We start from the raw sequence: 23,973 nt of genomic DNA on the forward strand, positions 1-23,973 counted from the left end.
GCCCATGGCAGCACCGCGCACCGCCGTCGGCATCGACCTGGGCGGCACCAAGATCGCCGCCGCCCTGGTGGGTGCCGACGGCAGCATCACCTCCCGGAGCTCGCTGCCCACCCCCGCGGCCGCCGGGCCCGAAGCCGTGCTGGATGCAGTCGCGGCACTCGCCGCTCCCCTGCTCGCCCGCGCCCCCGCCTCCGGTGCGCCCGCGCTCGGGGTCGGGATCGGCGCGGCCGGGGTCATCGACCCGGGCACCGCGACCGTGCTCTCGGCCACCGACCACCTGCCGGGCTGGGCGGGCACCGACCTGCGCGCCGGGCTTGGCGCCCGGCTCGGGCTTCACCCGCAGCAGGTGCAGGCGGTCAACGACGTGCACGCCCACGCGCTGGGCGAGGGCTGGCTGGGGGCCGGAACCGGAACCGACTCGGTGCTGCTGGCCGCCTTCGGCACCGGCATCGGCGGTTCGCTGCTGCTGCACGGGGTCCCCGTCTTTGGCGCCCGGCAGGTCGGCGGGCACCTGGGCCACGTGCCGGCTGCAGAGGCCGCCGGGCTGCGCTGCCCCTGCGGGGGCACCGGACACCTGGAGGCCATCGCCTCCGGACCGGCCCTGCACGCCCTCTACCTGCGCCGCGGCGGGGACCTGACGGTGCCCGACGCGCGCGCCGTGTTCGCCCGCGCCGCCGCCGGGGACCTGCTCGCCGCGGGGGCCATCGACACCGCCGCCACCGCCGCGGGCCGCGCACTGGGCGGGCTGGCCAACACCCTGGACCCCGAATCCGTCATCCTCTCCGGCGGACTGGCCGATGCCGGGGAGCGGTGGTGGGCACCGCTGCGTGCCGCCTTCGCCGCCGAACTCATTGCCCCGCTCGCCTCCCTGGTCCCGCAACCGGCGGCCCTGGGCGCCGACGCCGCCCTGGCCGGGGCCGCCTCGCTGCTGCTGCTCCGCGCCCACGCCACCACAGTCCCCGCCTAGAAGGAACCCACCACCCGTGTTACTGACAGCTTCGGACCTCACCGCCCTGAAGGGCGCGCTGGTCGTCTCCGCCCAGGCCTACCCCGGCGAACCCATGCGCGATCCGCGCACCATGGCGCAGGTCGCCGCCTCCGCGGTGATCGGCGGGGCCAAGGCGGTCCGCGTGCAGGGCCTGGCCGACATCGCCGCGACCCGCTCCGCGGTGCAGGTCCCGGTCATCGGCCTGTTCAAGGACGGCCACGACGGGGTGTTCATCACCCCCACGCTGCACCACGCGCTGGCCGTCGCGGCCGCCGGGGCGCACATCATTGCCCTGGACGGCACCCGCCGGCCGCGCCCGGACGGGCTCAGCCTGGCCGAAACCATCGCCGGGATCCGCGAACGCTCCGGGGCCACCGTGATGGCCGACTGCGGTTCGCTGGACGACGCGGTCGCGGCGGCCGCCGCCGGGGCGGACCTGATCGGCACCACGCTGGCCGGATACACCGGGGAACGGCCCAAGACCCAGGGCCCGGACCTGGAATTGCTCGAGGCGATCATCGCGGCGGACCTGGGCGTGCCGGTCATCGCCGAGGGCCGCATCCACACCCCCGCCCAGGCCCGCGCGGCGCTGGATGCCGGGGCGCACGCGGTGGTCGTGGGCACCGCGATCACCCACCCGGCGACCGTGACCGGCTGGTTCCTCGACGCCCTGGAATCGTGAGCGCCCGCCCGGCCGGCACGCACCAAACGGTGCTGGCGACCCGCGGGGCCGGCGGCCACCGGCAATACCGGATCCCCGCCCTGGCCGTGACCGCCGCCGGGACGCTGCTGGCGGTCTACGACGGGCGGCCCACGCTCGATGACCTGCCCTCCCCCGCCGACCTGGTGCTGCGCCGCAGCACCGATGGCGGGAGGACCTGGGAGGCGCAGCGCACCCTGCGCACCGGAACCGGCCTGCACGGCTTCGGCGACCCCTCCCTGCTGGTGGACGGCGAAACCGGCACGATCTTCTGCTTCCACGCCGCGACCACCCGCTGGGGGTTTTTCGAGTCCCTGCCGGGCACCGCCCAAACGCAGCACGTGGATCTCTCCGTCTCCACCGACGACGGGCTCAGCTGGAGCCACCGCCGGATCACCGGCCAGCTCAAGCGCCCCGGGATCCGCGGGATCTTCGCGGCCTCGGGCGCCGGCACCCGTGTCTCCGCGGGCCCGCATGCCGGGCGGCTGCTCCAGCCCTGCGTGGTGCTGCTGTCCGCCGGCGGACGGATCGCCGCCGCGGTGGCCCATAGCGACGACCACGGGCACAGCTGGAAGCTCGGGGAGGCGCTGGAGCCGTCCGCCGACGGCACGCACACCAACGAATCCTCCGTCGCCGCCCTGCCCGACGGCAGCGTGCTGCTGCACTCGCGGGCCACGCCGCACCGGCTGGCCGCCCGCTCGGTGGACGGCGGGGCCACCTTCTCCCGCCCCGAACCCGTCCCCGCGCTGCCTGACCCCAGCGACAACGGCTCGCTCACCGCCCTGGCCGGCGGCGGGATGGTGGCAACCCACAACGCGCACCGGCACCTGCGCCGGAACACCGTGCTGCGGCACAGCCCGGACGACGGAACCACCTGGGCCGGAAGCGTCCTGCTCTGCGCCGGCGCCTCGGCGTACTCCACGGCCGCCGAGCTGCCCGACGGCTCGATCGGCGTGCTCTATGAGCGCGGCGCCTATGAGGAGATCGTGTTCGCCCGGATCCCGCGCGCGGAGCTGAGCGCGCCGGCCGTCACAAACCCGGCCGACGACGACACCAATCTCCCGCCCGGGCCGCGCCCGCTGCCCGGGCACCCGGAGGTGCGGGTCGAGGTCGTGCCGCGCTCGATCACCCCCGCTCCCCCGGATGACTGGACATTCAGCGAGCCGCACATGGTGCTGGGGCAGGCCGATGCAGGGTACGGGGCGGCAGGAAAGGAGGTCGGCCAGGCCGAGGCGCAATTGGTCGCCAGCCGGGCGGACCTGCTGGCCAACTATGGTCCTCCTGCCCCGGGAATCCGCGCCGGGGACATCCTCACCTATTCGGCGGCCGTGACCAACAGCGGCCCGGATCCGGTGACCGTTCGGCCGCACGGCGACGTGGAAGGTCCCTCCCAATCGATCGCCCCGGGGGCAACCGCCGTGTGGCTGCACCTGAACCACCGCACCACGGCGGCAGGGGCCCGGCCGCGCATCGACTGGGCCGTCGAATCCAGCACCGATCTGCCGAACCAACCTGGTGGGCGTTAGTCGACCCGTCGCCATCTTGGCCCGTCGGCCCAACGCCCGGGTGGAAGACCACGCCAACCGAGGGTCTGCATGACAGGAAAAGAGCCGTGTTCAGTTCGTGGAGCTGAACACTGGCTCTTTTTCGCATGCCGATGGCCTGCTTAACGACCAGGGGCCCCACAACCTTGCGGTTGCGGGGCCCCTGGTTTCCGACCCCCCAGGGGGTCGGTGCAAGCGATTTAGCGCTTGGAGAACTGCGAAGCCTTGCGGGCCTTCTTGAGACCAGCCTTCTTGCGCTCGATGACGCGGGCGTCACGAGTCAAGTAGCCGGCCTTCTTGAGGGCTGCACGGTTGTTGTCGCGGTCGATTTCGTTCAGCGAACGGGCAATGCCCAGGCGCAACGCACCGGCCTGGCCCGAGGGGCCGCCACCGTGGATGCGTGCAAGAACGTCGTAGGCGCCGTCGAGCTCGAGGAGCTTGAACGGTTCGTTGACATCCTGCTGGTGCAGCTTGTTCGGGAAGTAGTTTTCCAGGGTGCGACCGTTGAGGGTCCACTTGCCGGTACCCGGGACGACGCGCACGCGGGCAATTGCCTGCTTGCGGCGGCCAACTGCTGCGCCTGCAACGGTCAGTGCCGGACGTTCCTTGACGGCTTCTGCCTCAACGGCAACGGTCTCCGAGGTGTACGAAGTCGGAGCTTCACCCTCGAATTCAGTGATCTCTTCAGTGTTCTGAGCCACGATAATCTCCTAAAGTCTTGTTCTCGGGGCCCAGCGCTACTGCGCGACCTGGGTGATTTCGAAGGTCTGCGGCTGCTGTGCAGCGTGCGGGTGCTCGGCACCGCGGTAGACCTTCAACTTGGACAGCTGATCTGCAGCCAGCGAGTTCTTCGGGAGCATGCCCTTGATGGCCTTCTCCACGGCCTGGACCGGGTTCTTTTCAAGAAGCTCGGCGTAGGTCACGGACTTCAGGCCGCCCGGGAAACCCGAGTGACGGTAGGCGCGCTTGTTTTCGAGCTTGGCGCCGGTGAGGGCAACCTTCTCGGCGTTGATGATGATGACGTGATCGCCCATGTCCATGTGGGGGGCGAAGGTAGCCTTGTGCTTGCCGCGCAGCAGGGTTGCGGCCTGGACGGCGAGGCGACCAAGTACAACGTCGGTGGCATCAATGATGTGCCACTGGCGGGTCTGGTCAGCCGGCTTTGGAGTGAACGTACGCACTGTAATTGCCTTTGTTTTATTGGTTACTGGTCAAGCACAGTTCCAAGCAGCGGCTGTGAGATCCACTGTTGTAGATGTGCTGTGTTCGATGCGCTGTAACCAGTTCGCCAGGTGAGGACTGAAAAGACCGGCCGTCCATGAATGTTCGCAATCCCAGCAGACCAGTGGCTCTGCAACTGAGCCGTCACGCGGAGAAGGTTGTGTCGAACAAAGGACACGCACAACAGCCCATAGTCTATCGGATTAACCCCGACACCGCCAAAGCGCCCGAAGTGAGCCTGCCGACACGACGACTTATGCCAGTGGATTGCGCCGCATTCCCCCGGCCTACAGGTCGATTCCGCGCAATTCCGGCAGGTCCTTGGTGATCTCATGCGGCGTGCGACGGGTGCGCGTCAATTCCGCGCGCCTGGCGATCTCGTGCGCATCAAGAGGATAGGCGACTTCCTCCAGGACCAGTGCCCGCGGGTCTGCAAGCATGATCCGGGAATCGCGCACGGCCTCCTCCAAGCGCATCGCCACCCACCCCGGGACCTCGCGCCCGTCCCCGACCTTGATGCAGGCACCGATCATGGCCCTGACCATGTTGTGGCAAAAAGCATCGGCCTTCAGGTGCGCCACGATGATGCCCTCGGCATCACGGTCGAACTCGAATTCCGTCAGCGTGCGGATGGTGGTGGCATGCTCGCGCGGCTTGCAGAAGGAGAGGAAGTCGTGGCGTCCGAGCAGGCTTGAGGCCTCCGCGTTCAGCAAATCGACATCCAGGTCCGTCTTGTGCCACATGGTGAAGGCGCGGGTCAGCGGATCGAAACGTGCAGGTCCGTCGGCGATGCGGTAGGAGTAGCGGCGCCAGAGTGCGGAAAAGCGTGCGTCGAACCCGTCGGGGGCGATCCAGACGTCGTGGACCAGGATGGCACCGTGTTCGCGGCCGAGTACACCGCGCAGCCGGCGAAGCAGGGCAAAGCCGGGTTCGATGTTCGCCCCGCGGGCCAGGCCCGCAACCTCGGTCGGCGTCAGGTCGAAATGCGCGATCTGGTTTCGGGCATGCACCCCGGCATCCGTGCGACCGGCCACGACGGTGCGGATGTCGCGGCGGATGAGCATGGCCAGGGCGGCTTCGAGCACTCCCTGCACGGTGGGCAGGCCCGGCTGCAGCGCCCAGCCGTTGTAGGCGGTTCCGTCATAGCCGATGCGAATGGCCAGGCGCACGGTGGCAGGCTCGGCGGCGCTTCCGGCCGGCGCGAGACCGGGGTGCTGGGCGTCAAAGGCGGAAGTATTCATCTCACGGTCCTCATTCGGTGGCCTGCTCCACTTGTCACGGGAGCGGTCCTCCCCCCGAAATTGCGAGCGGCCGCGGGCGGGCCCGTCGCGGGGGTCTTCAGTACTTAAAACGTTGGCCCGGTGCATAAGTGCACCGGGCCAACGTTTCAGCTATTGCCGAGGAAACAAGGACTAGGCCTTGTTCTCCTCTGCGGCTTCGGTCTCTACAACCTCTGCAGCTTCGGTTGCTTCGGTCTCAACGACCTCTTCAACCGGAGCAGCCACTGCGGCAGCCTTCTCGGCTTCCTTCACAACGGCCTGCTTCGGGGAAACCGGCTCCATGACCAATTCGATGACAGCCATCGGAGCGTTGTCGCCCTTGCGGTTGCCGATCTTGGTGATGCGGGTGTAGCCGCCCGGGCGCTCGGCCATGAGCGGTGCGATGTTCTCGAACAGCTCGTGAACGATCGACTTGTTGGTGCGGCTGCGCGAGGCAATGACTGCCTGGACGCGGCGACGCGAGGCCAGGTCTCCGCGCTTGGCGAAGGTGATCAGGCGCTCTGCGTGCGGACGAAGGCGCTTGGCCTTGGTCAGCGTGGTGGTGATGGACTTGTTCTCGAACAGCTGCGCGGACAGGTTCGCGAGCATCAAACGCTCGTGAGCTGCGCTGCCGCCGAGACGCGGACCCTTGGGAGGGGTAGGCATAGTGTTCTCCTATTATGGTGGCCTTTGCGCCCGGTGCCCCGGGGGATCCCGGGCGCAAAGGTTTAAGTTCTATAGCTGGTGGGCCAAGAAGTCTTAGACTTCTTCGTCACCGTAGACGTCATCGTCGCCAATGGCGGCGGCACGTGCTGCAAGATCGAAGCCCGGAGGGGAATCCTTCAGGGCCAGACCCAAATCGATCAGCTTCGCCTTGACCTCGTCGATGGACTTCGCACCGAAGTTACGGATGTCCATCAGGTCGGCCTCGGAGCGTGCAACGAGTTCACCCACGGAGTGGATGCCCTCACGCTTGAGGCAGTTGTACGAGCGAACGGTCAGTTCGAGGTCCTCGATCGGCAACGCCATGTCGGCTGCGAGGGCGGCGTCCGTCGGGGACGGGCCGATCTCGATGCCTTCAGCGGCGGTGTTCAGCTCGCGAGCCAGTCCGAACAGTTCAACCAGGGTGGTGCCGGCAGATGCAACTGCATCGCGCGGGGCCATCGAATCCTTGGTCTCGACATCGACGATGAGCTTGTCAAAGTCGGTGCGCTGCTCGACACGGGTGGCCTCCACGCGGAAGGTCACCTTGAGTACCGGCGAGTAGATCGAATCCACAGGGATGCGACCGATCTCGGCGTCCACGTTCTTGTTCTGCGCTGCAGAAACATAGCCGCGGCCACGCTCGATGGTCAGTTCCATGTCGAACTTGCCCTTCGCGTTCAACGTCGCGATGTGCAGGTCCGGGTTGTGGAATTCCACGCCGGCTGGCGGGGTGATGTCGGCTGCGGTGACGACGCCCGGGCCCTGCTTGCGCAGGTAGGCGACGACCGGCTCGTCATGTTCGGAGGACACAGAGAGATTCTTGATGTTCAGAATCAGCTCGGTGACGTCTTCCTTCACACCGGCTACGGTGGTGAACTCGTGCAGTACGCCGTCGATCCGCACACTGGTGACAGCTGCACCAGGAATGGAGGAGAGAAGGGTACGGCGAAGCGAGTTGCCCAGGGTGTAGCCGAAGCCTGGCTCCAACGGTTCAATTACGAAACGGGAGCGGTTCTCCGCTACGACTTCTTCGGTCAGGGTAGGGCGCTGTGCAATGAGCACTTACATTTCCTTTCAGCGAGCGTCCGCTATATGACGCAACACAGGGGGTGGAAACGACGTATGCCTCGTCGGCGTTCGTCTGGTTCGGTCTGGCTAGCCGTGGCGATCATGCCGCCGCGCCCAACTCCCTTGCGGGAGAAAGACGCGGCGGCATCAAAGCCAGACAGTCATTTTTAGACGCGGCGACGCTTTGGCGGGCGGCAGCCGTTGTGAGCGCTTGGGGAAACGTCCTGGATGGACCCGACCTCAAGGCCAGCAGCCTGCAGCGAGCGGATCGCGGTTTCGCGTCCCGAGCCCGGGCCCTTGACGAAAACGTCAACCTTGCGAAGACCGTGCTCCTGTGCGCGCTTTGCAGCGGCCTCGGCGGCCATCTGTGCGGCGTACGGAGTCGACTTACGCGAGCCCTTGAAGCCAACCTCGCCGGCCGAGGCCCACGAGATTACAGCACCGTTCGGATCCGTGATGGAAACGATGGTGTTGTTAAAGGTGCTCTTGATGTGCGCCTGTCCGAGCGCGATATTCTTTTTGTCCTTGCGACGCGGCTTGCGGACCGCTCCACGAGTCTTGGGGGGCATGCTTACTCCTACGAGAAAATTGGCTTAGTGACGACCGCTAGATTTAGCGGGTCTTCTTCTTACCGGCGACGGTGCGCTTCGGGCCCTTGCGGGTACGAGCGTTGGTCTTGGTGCGCTGACCGCGGACCGGCAGGCCCTTGCGGTGGCGGATGCCTTCGTAGGAGCCGATCTCAACCTTGCGGCGAATGTCAGCTGCCACTTCACGGCGGAGGTCACCCTCAACCTTGAAGCTGCCTTCAATGAAGTCACGCAGCTGAACCAGCTCAGCGTCGGTCAGATCCTTCACGCGAGTGTCCGGGTTGATCCCGGTCTCGGCGATGGTCTGTTCTGCACGGGTCTTGCCCACGCCGTAAATGTAGGTGAGCGCAATGATCACGCGCTTTTCGCGCGGGATGTCTACGCCAGCTAGACGAGCCATATGCTGTCTACCTTTCGATGTGCGGAGGTCTAAAGCAGCACATTCCTGGGTGTTCCCAGTCCACGGCCTCCGTGCCGTGGGTATGCATCGCGCGGTGGATGCTGTGCTGCCAATTACTTTTACTACGCGCAGGATTTCCCGTGAGGGAAATTAGCCCTGACGCTGCTTGTGGCGTGGGTTTTCGCAGATCACCATGACCACGCCATTACGACGGATCACCTTGCACTTATCGCAGATCGGCTTCACGCTAGGGTTAACCTTCAAGGCTTTGTCCTTTTGCGGTTGCGGTTTCAAGTGGAGCGTAAATTCCTTTGTCGCCCGTCCCAAGGGAAGGAGAACAAAAATCTTTACTTGTAGCGGTAAACGATACGTCCGCGGTTGAGGTCATACGGACTGAGTTCCACCACTACGCGATCCTCAGGGAGGATTCGAATGTAGTGCTGACGCATCTTTCCCGAGATAGTTGCAAGTACAACGTGCCCGTTGGGCAGCTCAACACGGAACATCGCATTGGGCAGTGCCTCTGACACGGTGCCTTCTACCTCGATGACACCCTCTTTCTTGGCCATATCCTCCGCTAACTTTTGTTGCCGGCGGCTTTTGCCACCGACAGGTTTATGGTCTTGGCCATCAATAACAGAGGCACCCTAAGCGCGAGCTTTTGGGCACCAAGGAACAGACAACCAACAGTCAAGCCTACGCGCTGGGAGGCTTAAAGGGAAATCCCTTGACCGGCTCGATTTGTTAGATCCACCACATTTTTCCGTGCAGCACCCGCGCGCGGGCGCTGCACGGAACATCAGGAAACGATCGGGGAAGGCGTTACGCCGAAGGGGGCGAGGCCCGCCACTCCCCCGTCATGGGCCGTGAGCACCCAGATGCCGCCCATGTGAACGGCAACCGAGTGCTCCCACTGCGAGGCGCGGGCGCCGTCAACGGTGACGACGGTCCAGTCGTCCTCGAGCACCTTGGTCTCAAGTCCCCCGCGCACCAGCATCGGTTCGATGGCCAGGCACAGGCCCGGCTTCACCCGGGGCCCGCGGTGCCCGGTGCGGTAGTTGAGCACGTCCGGGGCCTGGTGCATTTCCGAACCGATGCCGTGGCCCACGTAGTCCTCCAGGATGCCCAGCGGCTTGCCCGGCACTCCGGAGACGAAGTCGTCGATGGCATCGCCGATCTGGCCCACGAAGCGGGCCTCTGCCAGGGCGGCGATCCCCCGCCACATGGCTTCCTGGGTGATGTCGGACAGGCGCTGGTCTTCCGGGTCGGCGGTGCCCAGGATGACGGTGCGTGCCGAGTCGGCGTGCCAGCCGTCGATGATGGCTCCGCCGTCGATCTTCAGCACGTCGCCGTCCTTGAGCTCGTACTGGCTGGGGAAGCCGTGGACGACCTCGTCGTTGACGGAGGCGCAGATGGTGGCGGGGAAGCCGTGGTAGCCCTTGAAGTTGGACTTTGCGCCATGGCGTTCGAGCACCGAGGCAAAGACCTCGTCGACGTGCGCGGTGGTCACGCCGATCTGTGCGGCTGCCACTGCCTCGTCCAATGCCTCGGCCAGCACCAAACCGGCTTCACGCATCTTCAGGATCTGCGGGTTGGTCTTGTACTCGATTTTGGGTTGGCCGAAAGCCATGGTGTGGTTCCCCTTTCAAGGAATTTTCTCTGCGTCGTTAGCGCAAAAACCGCGGGGATGCAGGCACTGGTGTGCCGATCCCCGCGGTTTGCGCGTGTGCAAGCTACTTAGACGTTCTGTCCCAGCGCGTCCATGACGCGGTTGGTGACTTCGTCGATTTCACCGATGCCGTCGACCAGGCGCACGATGCCGCGCTCCTGGTAGCGGTTGACCACGACTGCGGTTTCCTCGTGGTACAGGCCCAGGCGGTGGCGGATGACCTCTTCGTTGTCATCGGCGCGGCCCTCGATCTCCGCGCGCTTGAGCAGGCGGGCGACGAGTTCGTCGTCGTCGGCGGTCAGCTGCAGCACTGCGTCGAGTTCCACCCCGGCGTCGGCCAGGATCGAGTCCAGCTCGTCGACCTGGGCGCTGGTGCGCGGGTAGCCGTCCAGCAGGAAGCCGTCCTTGACGTCGTCCTGGGACAGGCGGTCGCGGACCATCGAGTTGGTGACCGAGTCGGGAACGAAGTTGCCGGCGTCGATGTACTTCTTGGCCTCGACGCCCAGCGGGGTGCCGCCCTTGACGTTGGCGCGGAAGATGTCACCGGTGGAGATGGCCACAACGTTGAGGCGCTCGGAGATGCGGTCCGCCTGGGTGCCCTTGCCGGCGCCGGGTGGTCCAATGATCAACAGTCTTGTCATCGCAGAAGTCCTTCGTAGTGTCGCTGCTGCATTTGTGCGTTGATTTGCTTGACGGTCTCAAGACCCACACCAACCATGATGAGGATCGAGGTGCCGCCAAATGGGAAGTTCTGATCGGCGTTGATCAGCACGAAGGCGATCAACGGAATCAGGGCCACGAATGCCAGGTAAATGGCACCGGGGAACGTGATGCGGCTGAGGACGTACTCGAGGTACTCGGCCGTGGGGCGTCCGGCGCGGATGCCCGGGATGAATCCGCCGTACTGCTTCATGTTGTCGGCAACCTCGGTCGGGTTGAACGTGATCGCGACGTAGAAGTAGGTGAATCCGATGGTCAGCAGCGTGTAGGCCACCATGTAGAGCGGGGAGGAACCGGAGAAGTTCGTCTGCACCCACAGGGCCCAGTCCGGCAGCGTGCCGTCGGCGCGCGTGTTGAACGAGACCAGCATGGTCGGCAGCGCCAGCATCGAGGACGCGAAGATCACCGGGATGACCCCGGCCATGTTGACCTTGATCGGGATGTAGGTCGAGGTCCCGCCGACGGTGCGGCGCCCGATCATCCGCTTGGCGTACTGCACCGGGATGCGGCGCTGGGACTGTTCCACGAAGACAACCAGGGCAATCACGGCGAGGCCGATGAGGATGACGCCGATGAAGACGCCCCAGCCCTGCGAGGTGGCGATGGCGCCCATGGCCGAGGGGAAGCCCGAGGCGATGGAGACGAAGATCAACAGCGACATGCCGTTGCCGACGCCGCGCTCGGTGGCCAGTTCGCCCATCCACATGATCAGGCCGGTTCCGGCGGTAAGCGTGAAGATCATCAGCACGATGACCCAGAGGCTGTCATCCGGGACGATCGGCAGCTGGCAGGAGGGGAAAAGCATCCCGCTGCGTGCCAGCGAAACCAGCGTGGTGGCCTGAAGCAGGCCCAGCGCGATGGTCAGGTACCGGGTGTACTGGGTCAGGATCGCCTGCCCGGACTGGCCTTCCTTGTGCAGCTCCTCGAAGCGAGGGATCACCACGCGCAGCAGCTGGATGATGATCGAGGCCGTGATGTACGGCATGATGCCCATGGCGAAGATCGAGACCTGCAGCAGCGCACCGCCACTGAACAGGTTCACGAACTGGTACAGCCCGCCGGTGGTGTTACCCGCGGCTAGGCACTGCTGGACGTTCGAGTAGTCCACACCGGGAGCAGGGATATAGACACCCACGCGGTAGATCGCGATGATGGCGAGCGTGAACAACAACTTGCGTCGCAGGTCAGGCGTCCGGAATACCCGGGCAATGGCGGCGAACAAGCGTCCTCCTGAGTGATGGTGGCCCGGCATACCCGGGGGTTGACCTATCGATTCTAGCGGGTGGTCAGCGTTACTCGCCAAATGCGCCGCGGCAAAGACTGTAATCATTTCCCGGCTGATCGATATATTCAGCGGAGAGGCACCCCGGGATCGCGTTCTCGGCGTCCAGTGGATGCCGGCCGTCCCAGGGCTGTGAGGAAGGAAGAAAAAAAGGGGTGGTCCCGGGAATCCGCAATGCGAATTCCCGGGTCCACCCCTTCTCACTGTGTGATCAAGAGATCACGTAGCTTAGAGCTCTACTGCAGAGCCGCCGGCTGCGACGATCTTTTCCGCTGCGGAGGACGAGAAGGCGTTGACCTTTACGTCGACCTTGACGGTCAGTTCGCCCGAGCCAAGGACCTTGACGGGCTCGTTCTTGCGAACGGCGCCCTTCGCGATCAGTGCCTCAACGGTGACTTCGCCACCTTCGGGGAACAGCTCCGAGATCTTGTCCAGGTTAACAACCTGGAACTCGACGCGGAACGGGTTCTTGAAGCCGCGAAGCTTCGGAAGGCGCATGTGCAGCGGCAACTGGCCACCGGCGAAGCCGGCCTTGACCTGGTAGCGCGCCTTGGTGCCTTTCATACCGCGACCCGCGGTCTTACCCTTGGATCCCTCACCACGACCCACACGGGTCTTGGCCTTCTTGGAACCTTCGGCCGGACGCAGGTGGTGTACCTTCAGTGCGTTTTCTTTTTCAGCCATGATTACTTCGCCTCCTCAACCTTTACGAGGTGCGGAACCGTGTTGATCATGCCAACGGTCACTGCATCAGCGGTACGGAACACGGTGTGTCCGATGCGCTTCAAGCCAAGCGAGCGAAGGGTATCGCGCTGGTTCTGCTTTACACCAATGATGGACCTGATCTGGGTGATTGCCAGATTTGCGTCGCTAGGGACAAAATTCTTCGCCACTACTTACGCACCTGCCTTCTGGTTCTGGATGTTGCGCAGCATCTGAGCCGAGACAACCTCGTCCAACGGCAGTCCACGGCGGGCTGCGACGGCTGCAGGCTCTTCAAGGGCCTTCAGCGCGGCAACGGTGCCGTGAACAATGTTGATCTGGTTGGTCGAGCCCATGGACTTCGACAGAACATCGTGGATGCCAGCGCATTCCAGGACGGCGCGAACCGGACCACCGGCGATAACGCCGGTACCCGGGGCGGCCGGACGGAGGAGAACGACGCCGGCAGCGGCTTCACCCTGCACCAGGTGCGGGATGGTGGTGCCGACGCGGGGAACGCGGAAGAAGGACTTCTTGGCTTCTTCAACGCCCTTGGCGATAGCTGCCGGAACTTCCTTGGCCTTGCCGTAGCCGACGCCAACGAGACCGTTGCCGTCACCCACGACGACAAGTGCGGTGAAGCTGAAGCGACGACCACCCTTGACGACCTTGGATACGCGGTTGATTGCTACAACGCGCTCAAGGAACTTGTCCTTGTCTTCGTTGCGGCTGTCCTTCGAGTCGCGGCCACGGCCACGACCCTCGCCACGTCCACGGCCTTCGCCGCCGCGTCCACGGCCTTCGCCGCGAGCGGCGCCGGCCTTGTCCGTGGCAGGAGCAGCAGCAGTCGAGGCTGCCTCAGTAGCTTCAGACACCTGAGTTTCCTTCTTGTTAGTTGCTTCGCTCACAGTGCCAGCCCACCTTCGCGTGCACCGTCAGCAACAGCAGCCACGCGACCGTGGTACTTGTTGCCGCCGCGGTCGAAGACCACGGATTCGATGCCTGCAGCCTTGGCGCGCTCGGCGACGAGCTCGCCAATGCGCTTGGCCTTGGCGGTCTTGTCACCATCGAATGCGCGCAAGTCGGCTTCCATCGTCGACGCGTAGGCAACGGTGATGCCCTTGCTGTCGTCTACGATCTGGACGAAGATGTGGCGTGCCGAGCGGTTGACGACCAGGCGCGGACGCACCTCGGTGCCGGTGATGCGCTTACGGACGCGCAAGTGGCGGCGGCCGCGTGCGGCTGCCTTGCTCTTACCCTTGATTCCCAGAGCCATGGTTACTTACCAGCCTTTCCGACCTTGCGGCGGATGATTTCGCCAGCGTACCGAACACCCTTGCCCTTGTACGGGTCAGGCTTGCGGAGCTTGCGGATGTTGGCGGAAACTTCGCCAACCTGCTGCTTGTTGATACCCGAGACGGTGATCTTGGTGTTGCCGTCGAGCGCGAAGGCAATGCCCTCGGGAGCTTCGACAACCACCGGGTGCGAGTAACCCAGGGCGAACTCAAGGTTCGAACCCTTTGCCACAACGCGGTAACCGGTACCGTGGATTTCGAGCTTCTTTTCGTAGCCAGCGGTGACACCGATGATCATGTTCTCGATCAGGGTGCGGGTCAGGCCGTGCAGCGAACGCGAATCGCGCTCGTCGTTCGGGCGCGACACGGTTACGGTGTTCTCTTCGAGAACCACTGCAATCGGGCTGGGTACGGTGTGGGTCAGTTCGCCCTTGGAGCCCTTGACGGAGACAACGTCGCCATCAATCTTGAGCTCGACGCCGGCAGGAACAGTGATCGGAAGACGTCCAATACGTGACATGGTTTCTTTCTCCCTTTCCCGTTACCAGACGTAGGCGAGGACTTCCCCACCTACACCCTTCTTGGCTGCCTGGCGGTCGGTAAGCAGACCGGAGGACGTGGACAGGATTGCAATGCCGAGGCCACCAAGGACGTGCGGCAAGTTGGTGGACTTTGCGTATACACGCAGGCCCGGCTTCGAAATACGGCGAACGCCAGCGATTGAACGCTCGCGGCTCGGGCCGAACTTCAGGGTGATGGTCAGCTTCTTGCCAACCTCTGCTGCTTCCTCAACGAACGAGGCGATGTAGCCCTGTTCCTTCAGGATCTGGGCAACGCGTACCTTCAGCTTGGACGACGGCATGGAAACCGTGTCGTGGTAAGCCGAGTTGGCGTTGCGCAGACGAGTCAGCATATCTGCGACAGGATCTGTCATTGTCATTTGGGCTTCTGCCCTTCCTCGCTACGGTTTCCGCGCAAGCGCGGACCTGCAACGTAGTTGATCTAGTTGGCGGTCTTGAACGGGAAGCCCAGGGCCTTGAGCAAGGCGCGGCCTTCGTCGTCGGTCTTCGCGGTGGTCACTACGGTGATGTCCATGCCGCGAACGCGGTCGATGGAATCAACATCGATTTCGTGGAACATGGACTGTTCCGTGAGACCGAAGGTGTAGTTGCCGTTGCCGTCGAACTGCTTCGGGCTCAGGCCACGGAAGTCACGGATACGCGGCAGTGCCAGCGTAACCAAACGGTCCACGAATTCCCACATGCGATCTCCGCGCAGAGTGGCGTGGGTACCAATGGGCATGCCTTCGCGCAGCTTGAACTGTGCGATCGACTTGCGTGCCTTGGTAACCAACGGCTTCTGGCCGGTGATGGCGGTGAGGTCGCGAACTGCGCCTTCGATGAGCTTGGAGTCCTTGGCGGCTTCGCCGACACCCATGTTCACAACAACCTTGACCAGGCCCGGGACCTGCATCGGGTTGGCGTAGTTGAACTCGTTCGTCAGGGTTTCGCGGATTTCGGCGTTGTACTTGGCCTTAAGGCGAGGCTGGATGTTCACAGCTGCTTCAGTCATTACAGTGCCTTTCCGGAAGACTTGGCGAAGCGAACACGGACGGTCTTGGACACGCCGTTCTTCTCCACGGTTTCCTCGCGGAAGCCAACGCGGGTCGGCTTCTTGGTTTCCGGGTCAACGATTGCGACATTCGAGATGTGCATCGGGGCCTCAACGACCTCAATGCCACCGGTCTGCGTGCCACGCTCGGTCTGGCCGGCCTTGGTGTGCTTGGTGACGCGGTTGACGCCCTCAACAAGAACGCGCTGTGCTGCCGGGAATACCTTCAGCACCTTGCCCTGCTTGTTGCGGTCGGAACCGGCGATGACCTGAACGAGGTCACCCTTCTTAATCTTTGCACCCATGGTTACAGTACCTCCGGAGCCAGGGAAACGATCTTCATGAACTTCTTGTCGCGAAGTTCACGACCCACCGGACCGAAAATACGGGTACCGCGGGGCTCGCCGTCAGCCTTGAGGATGACAGCTGCGTTCTCGTCGAACTTGATGTAGGAACCGTCGACGCGGCGACGTTCCTTCTTGGTGCGAACGATGACAGCCTTGACGACGTCACCCTTCTTTACGTTTCCGCCCGGGATTGCATCCTTGACGGTGGCGACGATTACGTCGCCGATGCCTGCATAGCGACGGCCAGAGCCACCGAGAACACGAATGGTAAGGATTTCCTTAGCACCGGTGTTGTCGGCAACCTTCAGTCGCGATTCCTGCTGAATCACTTTTTACTCCTGTCGTCTCGCTGGTTCTCCTAGGGAGCCTTGCGGAACGGATATGGTCCATCTCAGCTTCTGCTTACCCCCACCTCCATACACCGCTGTTCGCAACGCACGAGTGCGCAACAACATGATGCTGGGGAAGCAGGGCCGAGGCTTAGGCTCAGAGCTATGCCGCACGACTTTCGGGCCCGTAAAAAACCGTCCGGCCGCACTATGCGTCAGGCAGGAGGTGGATAGTCCCCATACATAACGCGCACAGAAAATAAAGTCTACCGCAAAGATGCGCGATCCCGAAACCGTGTGCTAAGGGGAAACCGGGGGTCGTTGCTCACACGAACCCCCTGGATCCGGCACCCATCGCGGGCTGTCGGTCACCGGCAGGAAGACAGGTGCGCGACGATGCCGTGGTGGTCGGTGCCGGATACGGAAAAGCGTTCGGCGGCGCGCACCGCGAGCCCGCGCGCCAGGACGTGGTCGATGCCCGCGAATGCCGGAATGGCCGAATCGGCGGGCCAGGTGCCTGCCGCCCATGGCCCCCACGCCGGGGAGGCATCGACGAGGCCCGCGGCCAACGTCCGGAATTGGGGGTGCGCGGTCGTGGCGTTGAAGTCCCCCGCCAGGACCAGCGGCATGCCCGCGTGTTCCGCTTTCCAGGCAGCGAGGCGGCGCAGGGAACCCGCCCAGGACGACGGCGCGTGGGTCGGCGGCGCCGGGTGGATCCCCGCCACCCGAATTCGCCCTGCCTCCGGATGCTCTATGACGGCCACCGGCGCATCGAAGAGTGCGCCCTGCGATTGCAGCACCGCCGGCGTTTCCTCTCGCAGCGGGTGCCTGGAGAGGATCACGGTGTCAACGCTGCCGCCGGTGAACACCTCGCCGGTCCGGTGGACGTAGGCCCAGCCCGGGACTTCGGCCTCCAGCGCCTTGAGCTGCGGCTCGCCGGCTTCGACAAGCACAAGAATGTCCGGGTCCGATTCACCGATCACCGCCGCGAGAGACGACGCATCGGCGTGGCCGCGCGCGGCATTGAGTGACACCACCGTCAGCGGCGCACCCGGGCTGCACGTCGTTCCGGCTGACGGCGCGAGAACCGGAACCATTGACGTAGCGGCAAGGACCAGGAGCACCACGGCCGGGGCGAAGTAGCGGCGGAACGCCAGCACCACGCACAGCCCCAGCGTCGCGAGAAACAGCAACGGCAGTAGCGCCTGGAGCACCGCCAGGATCCCGGAGGAGCCGATCGACAGGTGCGGCAACACGGCCAGGAACACCCCGGGAACCGACACTGCCAGCAGGCTCCGCGACAGCGGCACACGCAGATCCGACGACTCCCCCGTCCGCTCCCTTGCCATTGGTGGTCCCCCGTTCATGCAACTACGTCGCTGCGGCGACAGCTCCGGCTCTCCCCCGGCCACCCATGCTACCTGCGTGACATGGGCGGAAACGCAAAACACCCCGGCACCGGCTGGATAGTCCAGCGGTTCCGGGGTGTCTTGCTTGGTTCACGTCAGAGTGAAAACCAGCGAGAGGGCTTACTTGGCCTTTTCGAGGATTTCCACGAGGCGCCAGCGCTTGTCGGCAGACAGCGGGCGGGTCTCGGCGATGAGAACGAGGTCGCCGATGCCGGCGCTGTTCTCTTCGTCGTGAGCCTTGACGTTCTTGTTGCGACGCATGACCTTGCCGTAGAGGGCGTGCTTTACACGGTCCTCGACGTCAACGACGATGGTCTTCTGCATCTTGTCGGAAACCACGTACCCGCGGAGGGTCTTGCGGTCGTTGCGCTCTGCGGCTGCATCCACGACGTTCTCCTTCTCGCTCATTACTTGGCTTCCTCAGTTGCTTCAGCAGCTTCGGCCTTCTTCGAAGACTTCTTGGCCTTCGTGGCTTCCTCTACTGGGACAACAACGTCCGGACGAATGCCCAGCTCGCGTTCGCGCAGCACCGTGTAGATGCGAGCGATATCGCGCTTGACAGTCTTCAGGTTGCCATGCGATTCGAGCTGGCCGGTAGCCGACTGGAAACGGAGGTTGAACAACTCCTCCTTGGCCTTCTTAAGCTCCTCGACCAGACGGGCGTTATCAAAGCCGTCCAGTGCTTCGGTTGCTAGATCCTTGGATCCGATTGCCATTCCTATTCACCACCTTCGCGACGCACAATGCGTGCCTTCAACGGCAGCTTGTGGATTGCAAGGCGCAGTGCCTCGCGTGCTACCTCATCACTGACACCGGAGAGTTCAAAGAGAACCCGTCCCGGCTTTACATTTGCGACCCACCATTCCGGCGAACCCTTACCGGAACCCATGCGGGTTTCGGCAGGCTTCTTCGTCAGCGGACGGTCCGGATAAATGTTGATCCAGACCTTGCCGCCACGCTTGATGTGGCGGGTCATTGCGATACGAGCTGCCTCGATCTGGCGGTTGGTAACGTAGGCCGGTGTAAGGGCCTGGATACCGTACTCACCGAAGGCTACCGTGGTACCGCCCGAAGCTGCGCCACTCCGATTGGGGTGGTGCTGCTTGCGGTACTTTACTCGGCGTGGGATAAGCATTTAAGCCTGTCCTCCTTCTGCAACTGCTGCTGCAGGAGCCTCGACAGCCGGAGCTGCTTCTGCACCTGGAGCGGCGTTGCGCTCGGGGCGACGACGACGCTCGCCACCTTCGGGACGTCCACCCGGACGTCCACCCGGACGATCGCCGCGGCCGCGGGCCGGAGCTGCAGCAGCCTGGGCTGCCAGTTCCTTGGAAGTGACGTCGCCCTTGTAGATCCAGACCTTCACGCCGATGCGGCCGAAGGTGGTCTTGGCTTCGAACTTGCCGTAGTCGATGTTCGCACGCAGGGTGTGCAGCGGCACACGGCCTTCGCGGTAGAACTCCTTGCGGGACATTTCTGCACCGCCAAGACGACCGGAGCACTGTACGCGGATGCCCTTGGCACCTGCGCGCATTGCCGACTGCATGGCCTTCTTCATCGCGCGGCGGAAAGCCACACGCGAAGCAAGCTGCTCGGCAATGCCCTGGGCAACAAGCTGGGCTTCGATCTCGGGGTTCTTGACCTCGAGGATGTTCAGCTGAACCTGCTTGGCGGTGAGCTTTTCGAGCTCGCCGCGGATGCGGTCGGCTTCGGCGCCGCGGCGACCGATAACGATGCCGGGACGTGCGGTGTGGATATCCACACGAACACGGTCACGGGTACGCTCGATCTCCACGCGGGCGATGCCGGCGCGTTCCATGCCAACGGTCATCAGTTCGCGGATACGGATGTCTTCTTTTACGAAGTCCTTGTAACGCTGACCGACCTTGGTGCTGTCGGCGAACCAGTGCGAAACATGGTCGGTAGTGATACCGAGTCGGAACCCATGCGGGTTAACCTTCTGTCCCATTTACTCTTCCCCACCCTTCTTAGGGGTTGCGACGACCACAGTGATGTGGCTCGTGCGCTTCTTGATTTGGTATGCCCGACCCTGAGCACGCGGCTGGAACCGCTTCATGGTCGGACCCTCGTCAACAAACGCTTCGCTGATGAACAGCTCGTCTTCGTTGAACGCGACACCCTCGCGGTCTGCGGCGGCACGGGCGTTAGCCACTGCCGATGCTACAACCTTGAACACTGGCTCTGAAGCTGCCTGCGGGGCAAACTTCAGGATCGCCAGTGCTTCGTTCGTCTGCTTGCCACGAACAAGGTTGACGACGCGCCGGGCCTTCATAGGCGTCACGCGGATATGGCGCGCAATTGCCTTGGCTTCCATTGCTTTCCTTCTCTCGTCTCTCGAAGAAGTGCTAAGCACTCGCTAAACCCTTGCGGGTTAGCGGCGCTTGCCCTTCTTGTCGTCCTTCACGTGGCTGCGGAACGTCCGGGTCGGGCTGAACTCGCCGAGCTTGTGCCCGACCATCGACTCGGTGACAAACACGGGGATGTGCTTACGTCCGTCGTGTACGGCGATCGTGTGCCCGAGCATGTCGGGGATGATCATCGAACGGCGGGACCACGTCTTAATGACGTTCTTGGTGCCCTTTTCGTTCTCAGCAGCGACCTTAACAAAAAGGTGCTGATCGACGAAGGGGCCTTTCTTCAGGCTGCGTGGCATGTTTCCAGGCTCCTATCGCTTGTTCTTGCCGGTACGGCGACGGCGGACAATCATCTTGTCGCTGTCCTTGTTCGGACGACGAGTGCGTCCTTCGCGCTTGCCGTTCGGGTTGACCGGGTGACGGCCACCGGACGTCTTGCCTTCGCCACCACCATGCGGGTGGTCAACAGGGTTCATGGCAACGCCACGCACGGTCGGGCGAACGCCCTTCCAGCGCATACGGCCGGCCTTTCCCCAGTTGATGTTCGACTGCTCGGCGTTTCCGACCTCGCCGACGGTTGCGCGGCAGCGCACGTCAACGTTGCGGATTTCGCCGGACGGCAAACGCAGCTGAGCGAAGCGACCCTCACGGGCCACCAGCTGAACCGAGGCACCTGCGGAACGAGCCATCTTGGCACCGCCACCGGGACGCAGCTCCACAGCGTGGATAACAGTACCCACCGGGATGTTGCGCAACGGCAGGTTGTTGCCGGGCTTGATGTCGGCGTTTGCGCCGGCCTCAATGGTGTCACCCTGGGAGAGCTTGTTCGGTGCAATGATGTAACGCTTGGTGCCATCAATGTAGTGAAGAAGCGCAATGCGGGCGGTGCGGTTCGGGTCGTACTCGATGTGAGCGACCTTTGCCGGCACGCCGTCCTTGTCGTGACGACGGAAGTCGATCAGACGGTACTGGCGCTTGTGTCCGCCACCCTTGTGACGAGTGGTGATCTTACCGGTGTTGTTGCGGCCGCCAGTCTTGTGGAGCGGGCGAAGCAGCGACTTTTCCGGAGTTGATCGCGTGATTTCTGCGAAGTCGGCTACGCTCGAGCCGCGAAGGCCCGGGGTAGTCGGCTTGTATTTACGGATTCCCATAGTTTAATTCCTCGTTAAAGTGGTCTCCGCTTAGGAAAGCGGACCGCCGAAGATGTCAATCGAGCCTTCCTTCAGGGAGACGATCGCACGCTTGGTAGCCTTGCGCGTCCCCCATCCGAACTTGGTGCGCTTGCGCTTGCCGGCACGATTGAGGGTGTTTACGGAGTCAACCTTGACCGAGAAGATGGCTTCCACGGCGTTCTTGATTTCCGACTTGTTTGAACGCGGGTCAACCAGGAAGGTGTACTTGCCTTCGTCGATCAGACCGTAGCTCTTTTCCGAAACGACGGGTGCGATGACCACATCGTGCGGAGCCTTAGAGAAGGTGCTCATTTGGCTTCCTCCTTCTGGACCAGGGCATCAAAAGCGGCCTTGGTGAAGACAACGTCGTCGGAAACCAGCACATCGTAAGTGTTGAGCTGGTCTACGTACAGGACGTGGACCTCGGGGAGGTTACGGACCGACAGGGCCGCAACATCGTTGGCGCGCTCGATGACTACGAGCAGGTTCTTGCGCTCGGACAGAGCGCGCAGGGTGGCCAGTGCGGCCTTGGTGTTCGGCGTGGTGCCTTCAACCAGGGCTTCAATGACGTGAATGCGGTTGTTGCGAGCGCGGTCAGACAGGGCGCCGCGCAATGCAGCAGCCTTCATCTTCTTGGGGGTGCGCTGGCTGTAATCGCGAGGAGTCGGACCGTGGACAACGCCACCGCCGGTCATGTGAGGAGCACGGATTGAACCCTGACGGGCGCGGCCGGTGCCCTTCTGCTTGAACGGCTTGCGACCGGCACCGGAAACTTCGGCGCGGTTCTTGGTCTTGTGCGTACCCTGGCGAGCAGCTGCCAGCTGGGCCACGACGACCTGGTGCAGCAGCGGAACGTTGGTCTGAACGTCAAAGATCTCCGAAGGGAACTCGACGGTGAGTGCGTTAGACATTTAGTTATGCTCCCTTCACAGCGGTGCGCACGAGAACGACGCGGCCGCGGGCGCCGGGAACGGCACCCTTGATCAGCAGGAGGTTCTTCTCGGCATCCACTGCGTGAACGGTGAGGTTCTGCGTGGTGACGCGCTCGGCGCCCATGCGACCGGCCATCTTCTGGCCCTGGAACACGCGGCCCGGGGTCGAAGCGCCGCCGATGGAGCCCGGCTTACGGTGGTTCTTGTGAGCACCGTGCGATGCCGGAGCACCGTGGAAGCCGTGGCGCTTCATGACGCCGGCGAAGCCCTTACCCTTGGAAGTTCCGACGACGTCGACCTTCTGGCCAGCGGCGAAGATTTCGACGGTGAGTTCCTGGCCTGCGGCGTAGGAATCGGCGTCGGCAGTGCGCAGTTCAACGACGTGGCGGCGCGGGGTGACCCCTGCTGCCTCGAAGTGGCCTGCCAGCGGCTTGGTGACCTTGCGCGGGTCGATCTGGCCGTAGCCGATCTGAACCGCTACATAGCCATCGCGCTCGGCGTTACGCAGCTGAGTGACGACATTGCTGTCGGCCTGTACGACGGTTACCGGGATGAGGTTGTTGTTCTCGTCCCAAACCTGGGTCATGCCGAGCTTCGTGCCCAACAGTCCCTTGACATTACGGGTTGCGGTCATAGTTTTCTCGCCACCTCCCCTAGAGCTTGATTTCGATGTTGACATCCGCCGGCAGGTCAAGACGCATCAGCGAATCTACGGCCTTCGGGGTCGGATCGATGATGTCGATCAGACGCTTGTGCGTGCGCATTTCAAAGTGCTCACGGCTGTCTTTGTACTTGTGGGGCGAACGGATAACGCAGTACACGTTCTTTTCCGTTGGCAGCGGCACTGGGCCGACTACGGTTGCGCCAGCGCGCGTCACCGTCTCAACGATCTTCCGGGCAGAAACGTCAATGACCTCGTGGTCATACGACTTCAGCCGGATGCGGATTTTTTGTCCCGCCATGGCGTGATGCCTCTTTCTAATTAGCACTCTCTGTACAGTTACTGTGCCCTACGGGTCCAATAGTGGACCGGCACGCCTCGCATCGAACTGAATCCGGATAAATCCGGGTTCCTCAATCCGCCGAAGCCCGACCCCCGCGCTCGGGCGTGTCGCGTTTGAAAGCGATACGAATCCGATGGATACGTGGGGGACATTGTTAATGTTTCCAAAAATTCGGTTGTATTGCTCCCCAGCCCCGGGCATTATCCCGGGTGAGACACAATCTCGGTTGAAACCCCGTGCCCCGGTGTCGGTTTCCCGATCAGCAGACACAGAGCATGGAAATACTCATGAACAACTTGTCTAGTGTGTCAGGTTTCTGTCCGAAACACCAAATCTGCTTTCTCCCCCGCCGGAGGCCGCCGGGCGCGTAGGCGTCCCGAACGGAACTTCACGCGGTGCCGGAGGAGGGAAAATCGGCGGAATTCCGGTCGGAGCATCCGCACCGGTGTCGTAACCGGGGCATCGGCGCGTGAACAAGCTCACTGCGCGTTTCCGCCTTGGCTAGTGTTCGTCGCCGTTGGCCCGCCGGATGTCCTTCGCCCGCGCGATCTCACTGGAGAACTGCTTGCGCACGCGCATGACGACCACGACGACTACCACCACGATGAGCACAACTATCAAGAACTTCATGCTGCCAGCCTAGCGTCCGACCGGGCA

37 protein-coding genes are annotated in these 23,973 nt (G+C 63.5%); 3 read left to right on the plus strand and 34 right to left on the minus strand.

All coding sequences use genetic code 11. The features are described from left to right. The first annotated feature begins 4 nt into the window (after positions 1 to 4). The 3 genes from AC6CHY_RS04555 to AC6CHY_RS04565 are packed head-to-tail and all read left to right on the plus strand — an operon-like array spanning position 5 to position 3,214. Positions 5 to 967 carry an ROK family protein gene (locus tag AC6CHY_RS04555; RefSeq protein WP_217389443.1) on the plus strand — a complete coding sequence of 321 codons (963 nt, stop codon included), beginning with the start codon at positions 5 to 7 and terminating at the stop codon, positions 965 to 967. A 22-nt stretch (positions 968 to 989) separates the two neighbouring features. Beyond that, positions 990 to 1,670, plus strand: coding sequence for an N-acetylmannosamine-6-phosphate 2-epimerase (locus tag AC6CHY_RS04560; protein ID WP_498225767.1), 681 nt, complete (start codon positions 990 to 992; stop codon positions 1,668 to 1,670). Continuing rightward, positions 1,667 to 3,214, plus strand: coding sequence for a sialidase family protein (locus tag AC6CHY_RS04565; protein ID WP_498225723.1), 1,548 nt, complete (start codon positions 1,667 to 1,669; stop codon positions 3,212 to 3,214). Before AC6CHY_RS04560 ends, AC6CHY_RS04565 begins: the two co-directional genes overlap by 4 nt. Before the next feature lie 218 nt (positions 3,215 to 3,432). Here AC6CHY_RS04565 and rpsI read toward each other — a convergent pair whose 3' ends face one another. The 34 genes from rpsI to AC6CHY_RS04735 form a co-directional block, all read right to left on the minus strand. After that, positions 3,433 to 3,933 (minus strand): 30S ribosomal protein S9, encoded by a 501-nt coding sequence (gene rpsI / locus AC6CHY_RS04570; RefSeq protein ID WP_217389440.1) that lies wholly within the window; start codon positions 3,931 to 3,933, stop codon positions 3,433 to 3,435. Positions 3,934 to 3,969: 36 nt separating this feature from the next. Continuing rightward, entirely contained in the window at positions 3,970 to 4,413 is a 444-nt protein-coding gene (rplM, locus tag AC6CHY_RS04575) for a 50S ribosomal protein L13 (RefSeq protein ID WP_071212959.1), read from the minus strand. Between the two features lie 327 nt (positions 4,414 to 4,740). Further along, a complete protein-coding gene (gene truA, locus AC6CHY_RS04580; RefSeq protein WP_217389439.1) occupies positions 4,741 to 5,694 on the minus strand; it encodes a tRNA pseudouridine(38-40) synthase TruA in 954 nt (317 codons plus the stop codon). A 171-nt stretch (positions 5,695 to 5,865) separates the two neighbouring features. Then, positions 5,866 to 6,378, minus strand: a complete 513-nt coding sequence (gene rplQ / locus AC6CHY_RS04585) for a 50S ribosomal protein L17 (RefSeq protein WP_217389438.1) — start codon at positions 6,376 to 6,378, stop codon at positions 5,866 to 5,868. Between the two features lie 93 nt (positions 6,379 to 6,471). Beyond that, on the minus strand, positions 6,472 to 7,479 hold the full coding sequence (locus AC6CHY_RS04590) for a DNA-directed RNA polymerase subunit alpha (protein ID WP_217389437.1): 1,008 nt from the start codon (positions 7,477 to 7,479) through the stop codon (positions 6,472 to 6,474). A gap of 173 nt (positions 7,480 to 7,652) precedes the next feature. Continuing rightward, positions 7,653 to 8,054, minus strand: coding sequence for a 30S ribosomal protein S11 (rpsK, locus tag AC6CHY_RS04595; RefSeq protein WP_217389436.1), 402 nt, complete (start codon positions 8,052 to 8,054; stop codon positions 7,653 to 7,655). Between the two features lie 43 nt (positions 8,055 to 8,097). Continuing rightward, positions 8,098 to 8,472, minus strand: coding sequence for a 30S ribosomal protein S13 (gene rpsM / locus AC6CHY_RS04600; RefSeq protein ID WP_071212955.1), 375 nt, complete (start codon positions 8,470 to 8,472; stop codon positions 8,098 to 8,100). 150 nt (positions 8,473 to 8,622) lie between these two features. Further along, on the minus strand, positions 8,623 to 8,736 hold the full coding sequence (rpmJ, locus tag AC6CHY_RS04605) for a 50S ribosomal protein L36 (RefSeq protein ID WP_013349661.1): 114 nt from the start codon (positions 8,734 to 8,736) through the stop codon (positions 8,623 to 8,625). Positions 8,737 to 8,819: 83 nt separating this feature from the next. Next, on the minus strand, positions 8,820 to 9,041 hold the full coding sequence (gene infA / locus AC6CHY_RS04610) for a translation initiation factor IF-1 (RefSeq protein ID WP_068731548.1): 222 nt from the start codon (positions 9,039 to 9,041) through the stop codon (positions 8,820 to 8,822). A 230-nt stretch (positions 9,042 to 9,271) separates the two neighbouring features. Continuing rightward, a complete protein-coding gene (gene map, locus AC6CHY_RS04615) occupies positions 9,272 to 10,102 on the minus strand; it encodes a type I methionyl aminopeptidase (RefSeq protein ID WP_498225728.1) in 831 nt (276 codons plus the stop codon). Positions 10,103 to 10,209: 107 nt separating this feature from the next. Then, on the minus strand, positions 10,210 to 10,782 hold the full coding sequence (locus AC6CHY_RS04620) for an adenylate kinase (RefSeq protein ID WP_217389434.1): 573 nt from the start codon (positions 10,780 to 10,782) through the stop codon (positions 10,210 to 10,212). Beyond that, positions 10,779 to 12,113 carry a preprotein translocase subunit SecY gene (gene secY / locus AC6CHY_RS04625; RefSeq protein ID WP_418888839.1) on the minus strand — a complete coding sequence of 445 codons (1,335 nt, stop codon included), beginning with the start codon at positions 12,111 to 12,113 and terminating at the stop codon, positions 10,779 to 10,781. Before secY ends, AC6CHY_RS04620 begins: the two co-directional genes overlap by 4 nt. 258 nt (positions 12,114 to 12,371) lie before the next feature. After that, positions 12,372 to 12,827, minus strand: a complete 456-nt coding sequence (gene rplO, locus AC6CHY_RS04630; RefSeq protein WP_217389432.1) for a 50S ribosomal protein L15 — start codon at positions 12,825 to 12,827, stop codon at positions 12,372 to 12,374. Positions 12,828 to 12,829: 2 nt separating this feature from the next. Continuing rightward, positions 12,830 to 13,036 (minus strand): 50S ribosomal protein L30, encoded by a 207-nt coding sequence (gene rpmD, locus AC6CHY_RS04635; RefSeq protein WP_217389431.1) that lies wholly within the window; start codon positions 13,034 to 13,036, stop codon positions 12,830 to 12,832. A gap of 3 nt (positions 13,037 to 13,039) precedes the next feature. Beyond that, positions 13,040 to 13,720, minus strand: coding sequence for a 30S ribosomal protein S5 (gene rpsE, locus AC6CHY_RS04640; protein WP_217389522.1), 681 nt, complete (start codon positions 13,718 to 13,720; stop codon positions 13,040 to 13,042). Positions 13,721 to 13,749: 29 nt separating this feature from the next. Next, a complete protein-coding gene (gene rplR / locus AC6CHY_RS04645) occupies positions 13,750 to 14,121 on the minus strand; it encodes a 50S ribosomal protein L18 (protein WP_217389430.1) in 372 nt (123 codons plus the stop codon). 2 nt (positions 14,122 to 14,123) lie between these two features. Then, positions 14,124 to 14,660: a 50S ribosomal protein L6 gene (gene rplF / locus AC6CHY_RS04650; RefSeq protein ID WP_217389429.1), complete on the minus strand. Its 537-nt coding sequence runs from the start codon at positions 14,658 to 14,660 to the stop codon at positions 14,124 to 14,126. A gap of 21 nt (positions 14,661 to 14,681) precedes the next feature. Beyond that, positions 14,682 to 15,080, minus strand: a complete 399-nt coding sequence (rpsH, locus tag AC6CHY_RS04655) for a 30S ribosomal protein S8 (RefSeq protein WP_007271041.1) — start codon at positions 15,078 to 15,080, stop codon at positions 14,682 to 14,684. A 62-nt stretch (positions 15,081 to 15,142) separates the two neighbouring features. Further along, on the minus strand, positions 15,143 to 15,712 hold the full coding sequence (gene rplE, locus AC6CHY_RS04660) for a 50S ribosomal protein L5 (RefSeq protein ID WP_217389428.1): 570 nt from the start codon (positions 15,710 to 15,712) through the stop codon (positions 15,143 to 15,145). Then, positions 15,712 to 16,056 (minus strand): 50S ribosomal protein L24, encoded by a 345-nt coding sequence (rplX, locus tag AC6CHY_RS04665; protein WP_071212944.1) that lies wholly within the window; start codon positions 16,054 to 16,056, stop codon positions 15,712 to 15,714. The genes rplE and rplX overlap by 1 nt, the downstream gene beginning before the upstream one ends. A 2-nt stretch (positions 16,057 to 16,058) precedes the next feature. Then, positions 16,059 to 16,427: a 50S ribosomal protein L14 gene (gene rplN / locus AC6CHY_RS04670; protein WP_071212943.1), complete on the minus strand. Its 369-nt coding sequence runs from the start codon at positions 16,425 to 16,427 to the stop codon at positions 16,059 to 16,061. Between the two features lie 368 nt (positions 16,428 to 16,795). Next, positions 16,796 to 17,737: an endonuclease/exonuclease/phosphatase family protein gene (locus tag AC6CHY_RS04675; protein WP_498225733.1), complete on the minus strand. Its 942-nt coding sequence runs from the start codon at positions 17,735 to 17,737 to the stop codon at positions 16,796 to 16,798. Positions 17,738 to 17,956: 219 nt separating this feature from the next. Continuing rightward, a complete protein-coding gene (gene rpsQ / locus AC6CHY_RS04680) occupies positions 17,957 to 18,244 on the minus strand; it encodes a 30S ribosomal protein S17 (RefSeq protein ID WP_132358666.1) in 288 nt (95 codons plus the stop codon). Continuing rightward, positions 18,244 to 18,552 carry a 50S ribosomal protein L29 gene (gene rpmC / locus AC6CHY_RS04685; protein ID WP_217389426.1) on the minus strand — a complete coding sequence of 103 codons (309 nt, stop codon included), beginning with the start codon at positions 18,550 to 18,552 and terminating at the stop codon, positions 18,244 to 18,246. Before rpmC ends, rpsQ begins: the two co-directional genes overlap by 1 nt. Positions 18,553 to 18,554: 2 nt before the next feature. Continuing rightward, on the minus strand, positions 18,555 to 18,971 hold the full coding sequence (rplP, locus tag AC6CHY_RS04690; RefSeq protein ID WP_217389425.1) for a 50S ribosomal protein L16: 417 nt from the start codon (positions 18,969 to 18,971) through the stop codon (positions 18,555 to 18,557). Beyond that, positions 18,972 to 19,802: a 30S ribosomal protein S3 gene (gene rpsC / locus AC6CHY_RS04695; protein ID WP_217389424.1), complete on the minus strand. Its 831-nt coding sequence runs from the start codon at positions 19,800 to 19,802 to the stop codon at positions 18,972 to 18,974. Continuing rightward, on the minus strand, positions 19,803 to 20,168 hold the full coding sequence (gene rplV / locus AC6CHY_RS04700) for a 50S ribosomal protein L22 (protein ID WP_071212937.1): 366 nt from the start codon (positions 20,166 to 20,168) through the stop codon (positions 19,803 to 19,805). A 57-nt stretch (positions 20,169 to 20,225) separates the two neighbouring features. Next, positions 20,226 to 20,507 (minus strand): 30S ribosomal protein S19, encoded by a 282-nt coding sequence (gene rpsS, locus AC6CHY_RS04705; RefSeq protein ID WP_068731512.1) that lies wholly within the window; start codon positions 20,505 to 20,507, stop codon positions 20,226 to 20,228. Positions 20,508 to 20,519: 12 nt separating this feature from the next. Then, positions 20,520 to 21,359: a 50S ribosomal protein L2 gene (rplB, locus tag AC6CHY_RS04710; RefSeq protein ID WP_217389423.1), complete on the minus strand. Its 840-nt coding sequence runs from the start codon at positions 21,357 to 21,359 to the stop codon at positions 20,520 to 20,522. Between the two features lie 30 nt (positions 21,360 to 21,389). Further along, positions 21,390 to 21,692, minus strand: a complete 303-nt coding sequence (gene rplW, locus AC6CHY_RS04715; RefSeq protein ID WP_217389422.1) for a 50S ribosomal protein L23 — start codon at positions 21,690 to 21,692, stop codon at positions 21,390 to 21,392. Next, on the minus strand, positions 21,689 to 22,291 hold the full coding sequence (rplD, locus tag AC6CHY_RS04720; protein ID WP_217389421.1) for a 50S ribosomal protein L4: 603 nt from the start codon (positions 22,289 to 22,291) through the stop codon (positions 21,689 to 21,691). The genes rplW and rplD overlap by 4 nt, the downstream gene beginning before the upstream one ends. 4 nt (positions 22,292 to 22,295) lie before the next feature. Beyond that, complete coding sequence (gene rplC / locus AC6CHY_RS04725) at positions 22,296 to 22,946, minus strand: 50S ribosomal protein L3 (protein ID WP_217389420.1); 651 nt, start codon at positions 22,944 to 22,946, stop codon at positions 22,296 to 22,298. A gap of 19 nt (positions 22,947 to 22,965) precedes the next feature. Beyond that, positions 22,966 to 23,274, minus strand: a complete 309-nt coding sequence (gene rpsJ / locus AC6CHY_RS04730) for a 30S ribosomal protein S10 (RefSeq protein ID WP_003803825.1) — start codon at positions 23,272 to 23,274, stop codon at positions 22,966 to 22,968. Between the two features lie 543 nt (positions 23,275 to 23,817). Further along, a complete protein-coding gene (locus tag AC6CHY_RS04735; RefSeq protein WP_256449173.1) occupies positions 23,818 to 23,946 on the minus strand; it encodes a hypothetical protein in 129 nt (42 codons plus the stop codon). Positions 23,947 to 23,973: the final 27 nt, after the last annotated feature.

It is taken from the genome of Paeniglutamicibacter sp. GQ140 (assembly GCF_059759235.1).

Excerpts from the sequence above, each read along its gene's own strand:
- rplP (WP_217389425.1), bottom strand. The coding sequence starts at position 18,971 with ATGCTTATCCCACGCCGAGTAAAGTACCGCAAGCAGCACCACCCCAAT.
- rplQ (WP_217389438.1), bottom strand. The coding sequence starts at position 6,378 with ATGCCTACCCCTCCCAAGGGTCCGCGTCTCGGCGGCAGCGCAGCTCAC.
- rpsM (WP_071212955.1), bottom strand. The coding sequence starts at position 8,472 with ATGGCTCGTCTAGCTGGCGTAGACATCCCGCGCGAAAAGCGCGTGATC.
- rpsK (WP_217389436.1), bottom strand. The coding sequence starts at position 8,054 with ATGCCCCCCAAGACTCGTGGAGCGGTCCGCAAGCCGCGTCGCAAGGAC.
- rplO (WP_217389432.1), bottom strand. The coding sequence starts at position 12,827 with ATGGCTGAAAAAGAAAACGCACTGAAGGTACACCACCTGCGTCCGGCC.
- rplF (WP_217389429.1), bottom strand. The coding sequence starts at position 14,660 with ATGTCACGTATTGGACGTCTTCCGATCACTGTTCCTGCCGGCGTCGAG.
- rplE (WP_217389428.1), bottom strand. The coding sequence starts at position 15,712 with ATGACTGAAGCAGCTGTGAACATCCAGCCTCGCCTTAAGGCCAAGTAC.
- map (WP_498225728.1), bottom strand. The coding sequence starts at position 10,102 with ATGGCTTTCGGCCAACCCAAAATCGAGTACAAGACCAACCCGCAGATC.
- secY (WP_418888839.1), bottom strand. The coding sequence starts at position 12,113 with ATGCCGGGCCACCATCACTCAGGAGGACGCTTGTTCGCCGCCATTGCC.
- rpsJ (WP_003803825.1), bottom strand. The coding sequence starts at position 23,274 with ATGGCGGGACAAAAAATCCGCATCCGGCTGAAGTCGTATGACCACGAG.
- rplV (WP_071212937.1), bottom strand. The coding sequence starts at position 20,168 with ATGGAAGCCAAGGCAATTGCGCGCCATATCCGCGTGACGCCTATGAAG.
- rpsC (WP_217389424.1), bottom strand. The coding sequence starts at position 19,802 with ATGGGACAGAAGGTTAACCCGCATGGGTTCCGACTCGGTATCACTACC.
- rpmC (WP_217389426.1), bottom strand. The coding sequence starts at position 18,552 with ATGGCAATCGGATCCAAGGATCTAGCAACCGAAGCACTGGACGGCTTT.
- rplW (WP_217389422.1), bottom strand. The coding sequence starts at position 21,692 with ATGAGCACCTTCTCTAAGGCTCCGCACGATGTGGTCATCGCACCCGTC.
- infA (WP_068731548.1), bottom strand. The coding sequence starts at position 9,041 with ATGGCCAAGAAAGAGGGTGTCATCGAGGTAGAAGGCACCGTGTCAGAG.
- rplR (WP_217389430.1), bottom strand. The coding sequence starts at position 14,121 with ATGGCTCTGGGAATCAAGGGTAAGAGCAAGGCAGCCGCACGCGGCCGC.
- rplB (WP_217389423.1), bottom strand. The coding sequence starts at position 21,359 with ATGGGAATCCGTAAATACAAGCCGACTACCCCGGGCCTTCGCGGCTCG.
- rpsH (WP_007271041.1), bottom strand. The coding sequence starts at position 15,080 with ATGACAATGACAGATCCTGTCGCAGATATGCTGACTCGTCTGCGCAAC.
- rplD (WP_217389421.1), bottom strand. The coding sequence starts at position 22,291 with ATGTCTAACGCACTCACCGTCGAGTTCCCTTCGGAGATCTTTGACGTT.
- truA (WP_217389439.1), bottom strand. The coding sequence starts at position 5,694 with ATGAATACTTCCGCCTTTGACGCCCAGCACCCCGGTCTCGCGCCGGCC.
- rplX (WP_071212944.1), bottom strand. The coding sequence starts at position 16,056 with ATGGGTGCAAAGATTAAGAAGGGTGACCTCGTTCAGGTCATCGCCGGT.
- rpsS (WP_068731512.1), bottom strand. The coding sequence starts at position 20,507 with ATGCCACGCAGCCTGAAGAAAGGCCCCTTCGTCGATCAGCACCTTTTT.
- rpsQ (WP_132358666.1), bottom strand. The coding sequence starts at position 18,244 with ATGAGCGAGAAGGAGAACGTCGTGGATGCAGCCGCAGAGCGCAACGAC.
- AC6CHY_RS04735 (WP_256449173.1), bottom strand. The coding sequence starts at position 23,946 with ATGAAGTTCTTGATAGTTGTGCTCATCGTGGTGGTAGTCGTCGTGGTC.
- AC6CHY_RS04620 (WP_217389434.1), bottom strand. The coding sequence starts at position 10,782 with ATGACAAGACTGTTGATCATTGGACCACCCGGCGCCGGCAAGGGCACC.
- AC6CHY_RS04555 (WP_217389443.1), top strand. The coding sequence starts at position 5 with ATGGCAGCACCGCGCACCGCCGTCGGCATCGACCTGGGCGGCACCAAG.
- rplC (WP_217389420.1), bottom strand. The coding sequence starts at position 22,946 with ATGACCGCAACCCGTAATGTCAAGGGACTGTTGGGCACGAAGCTCGGC.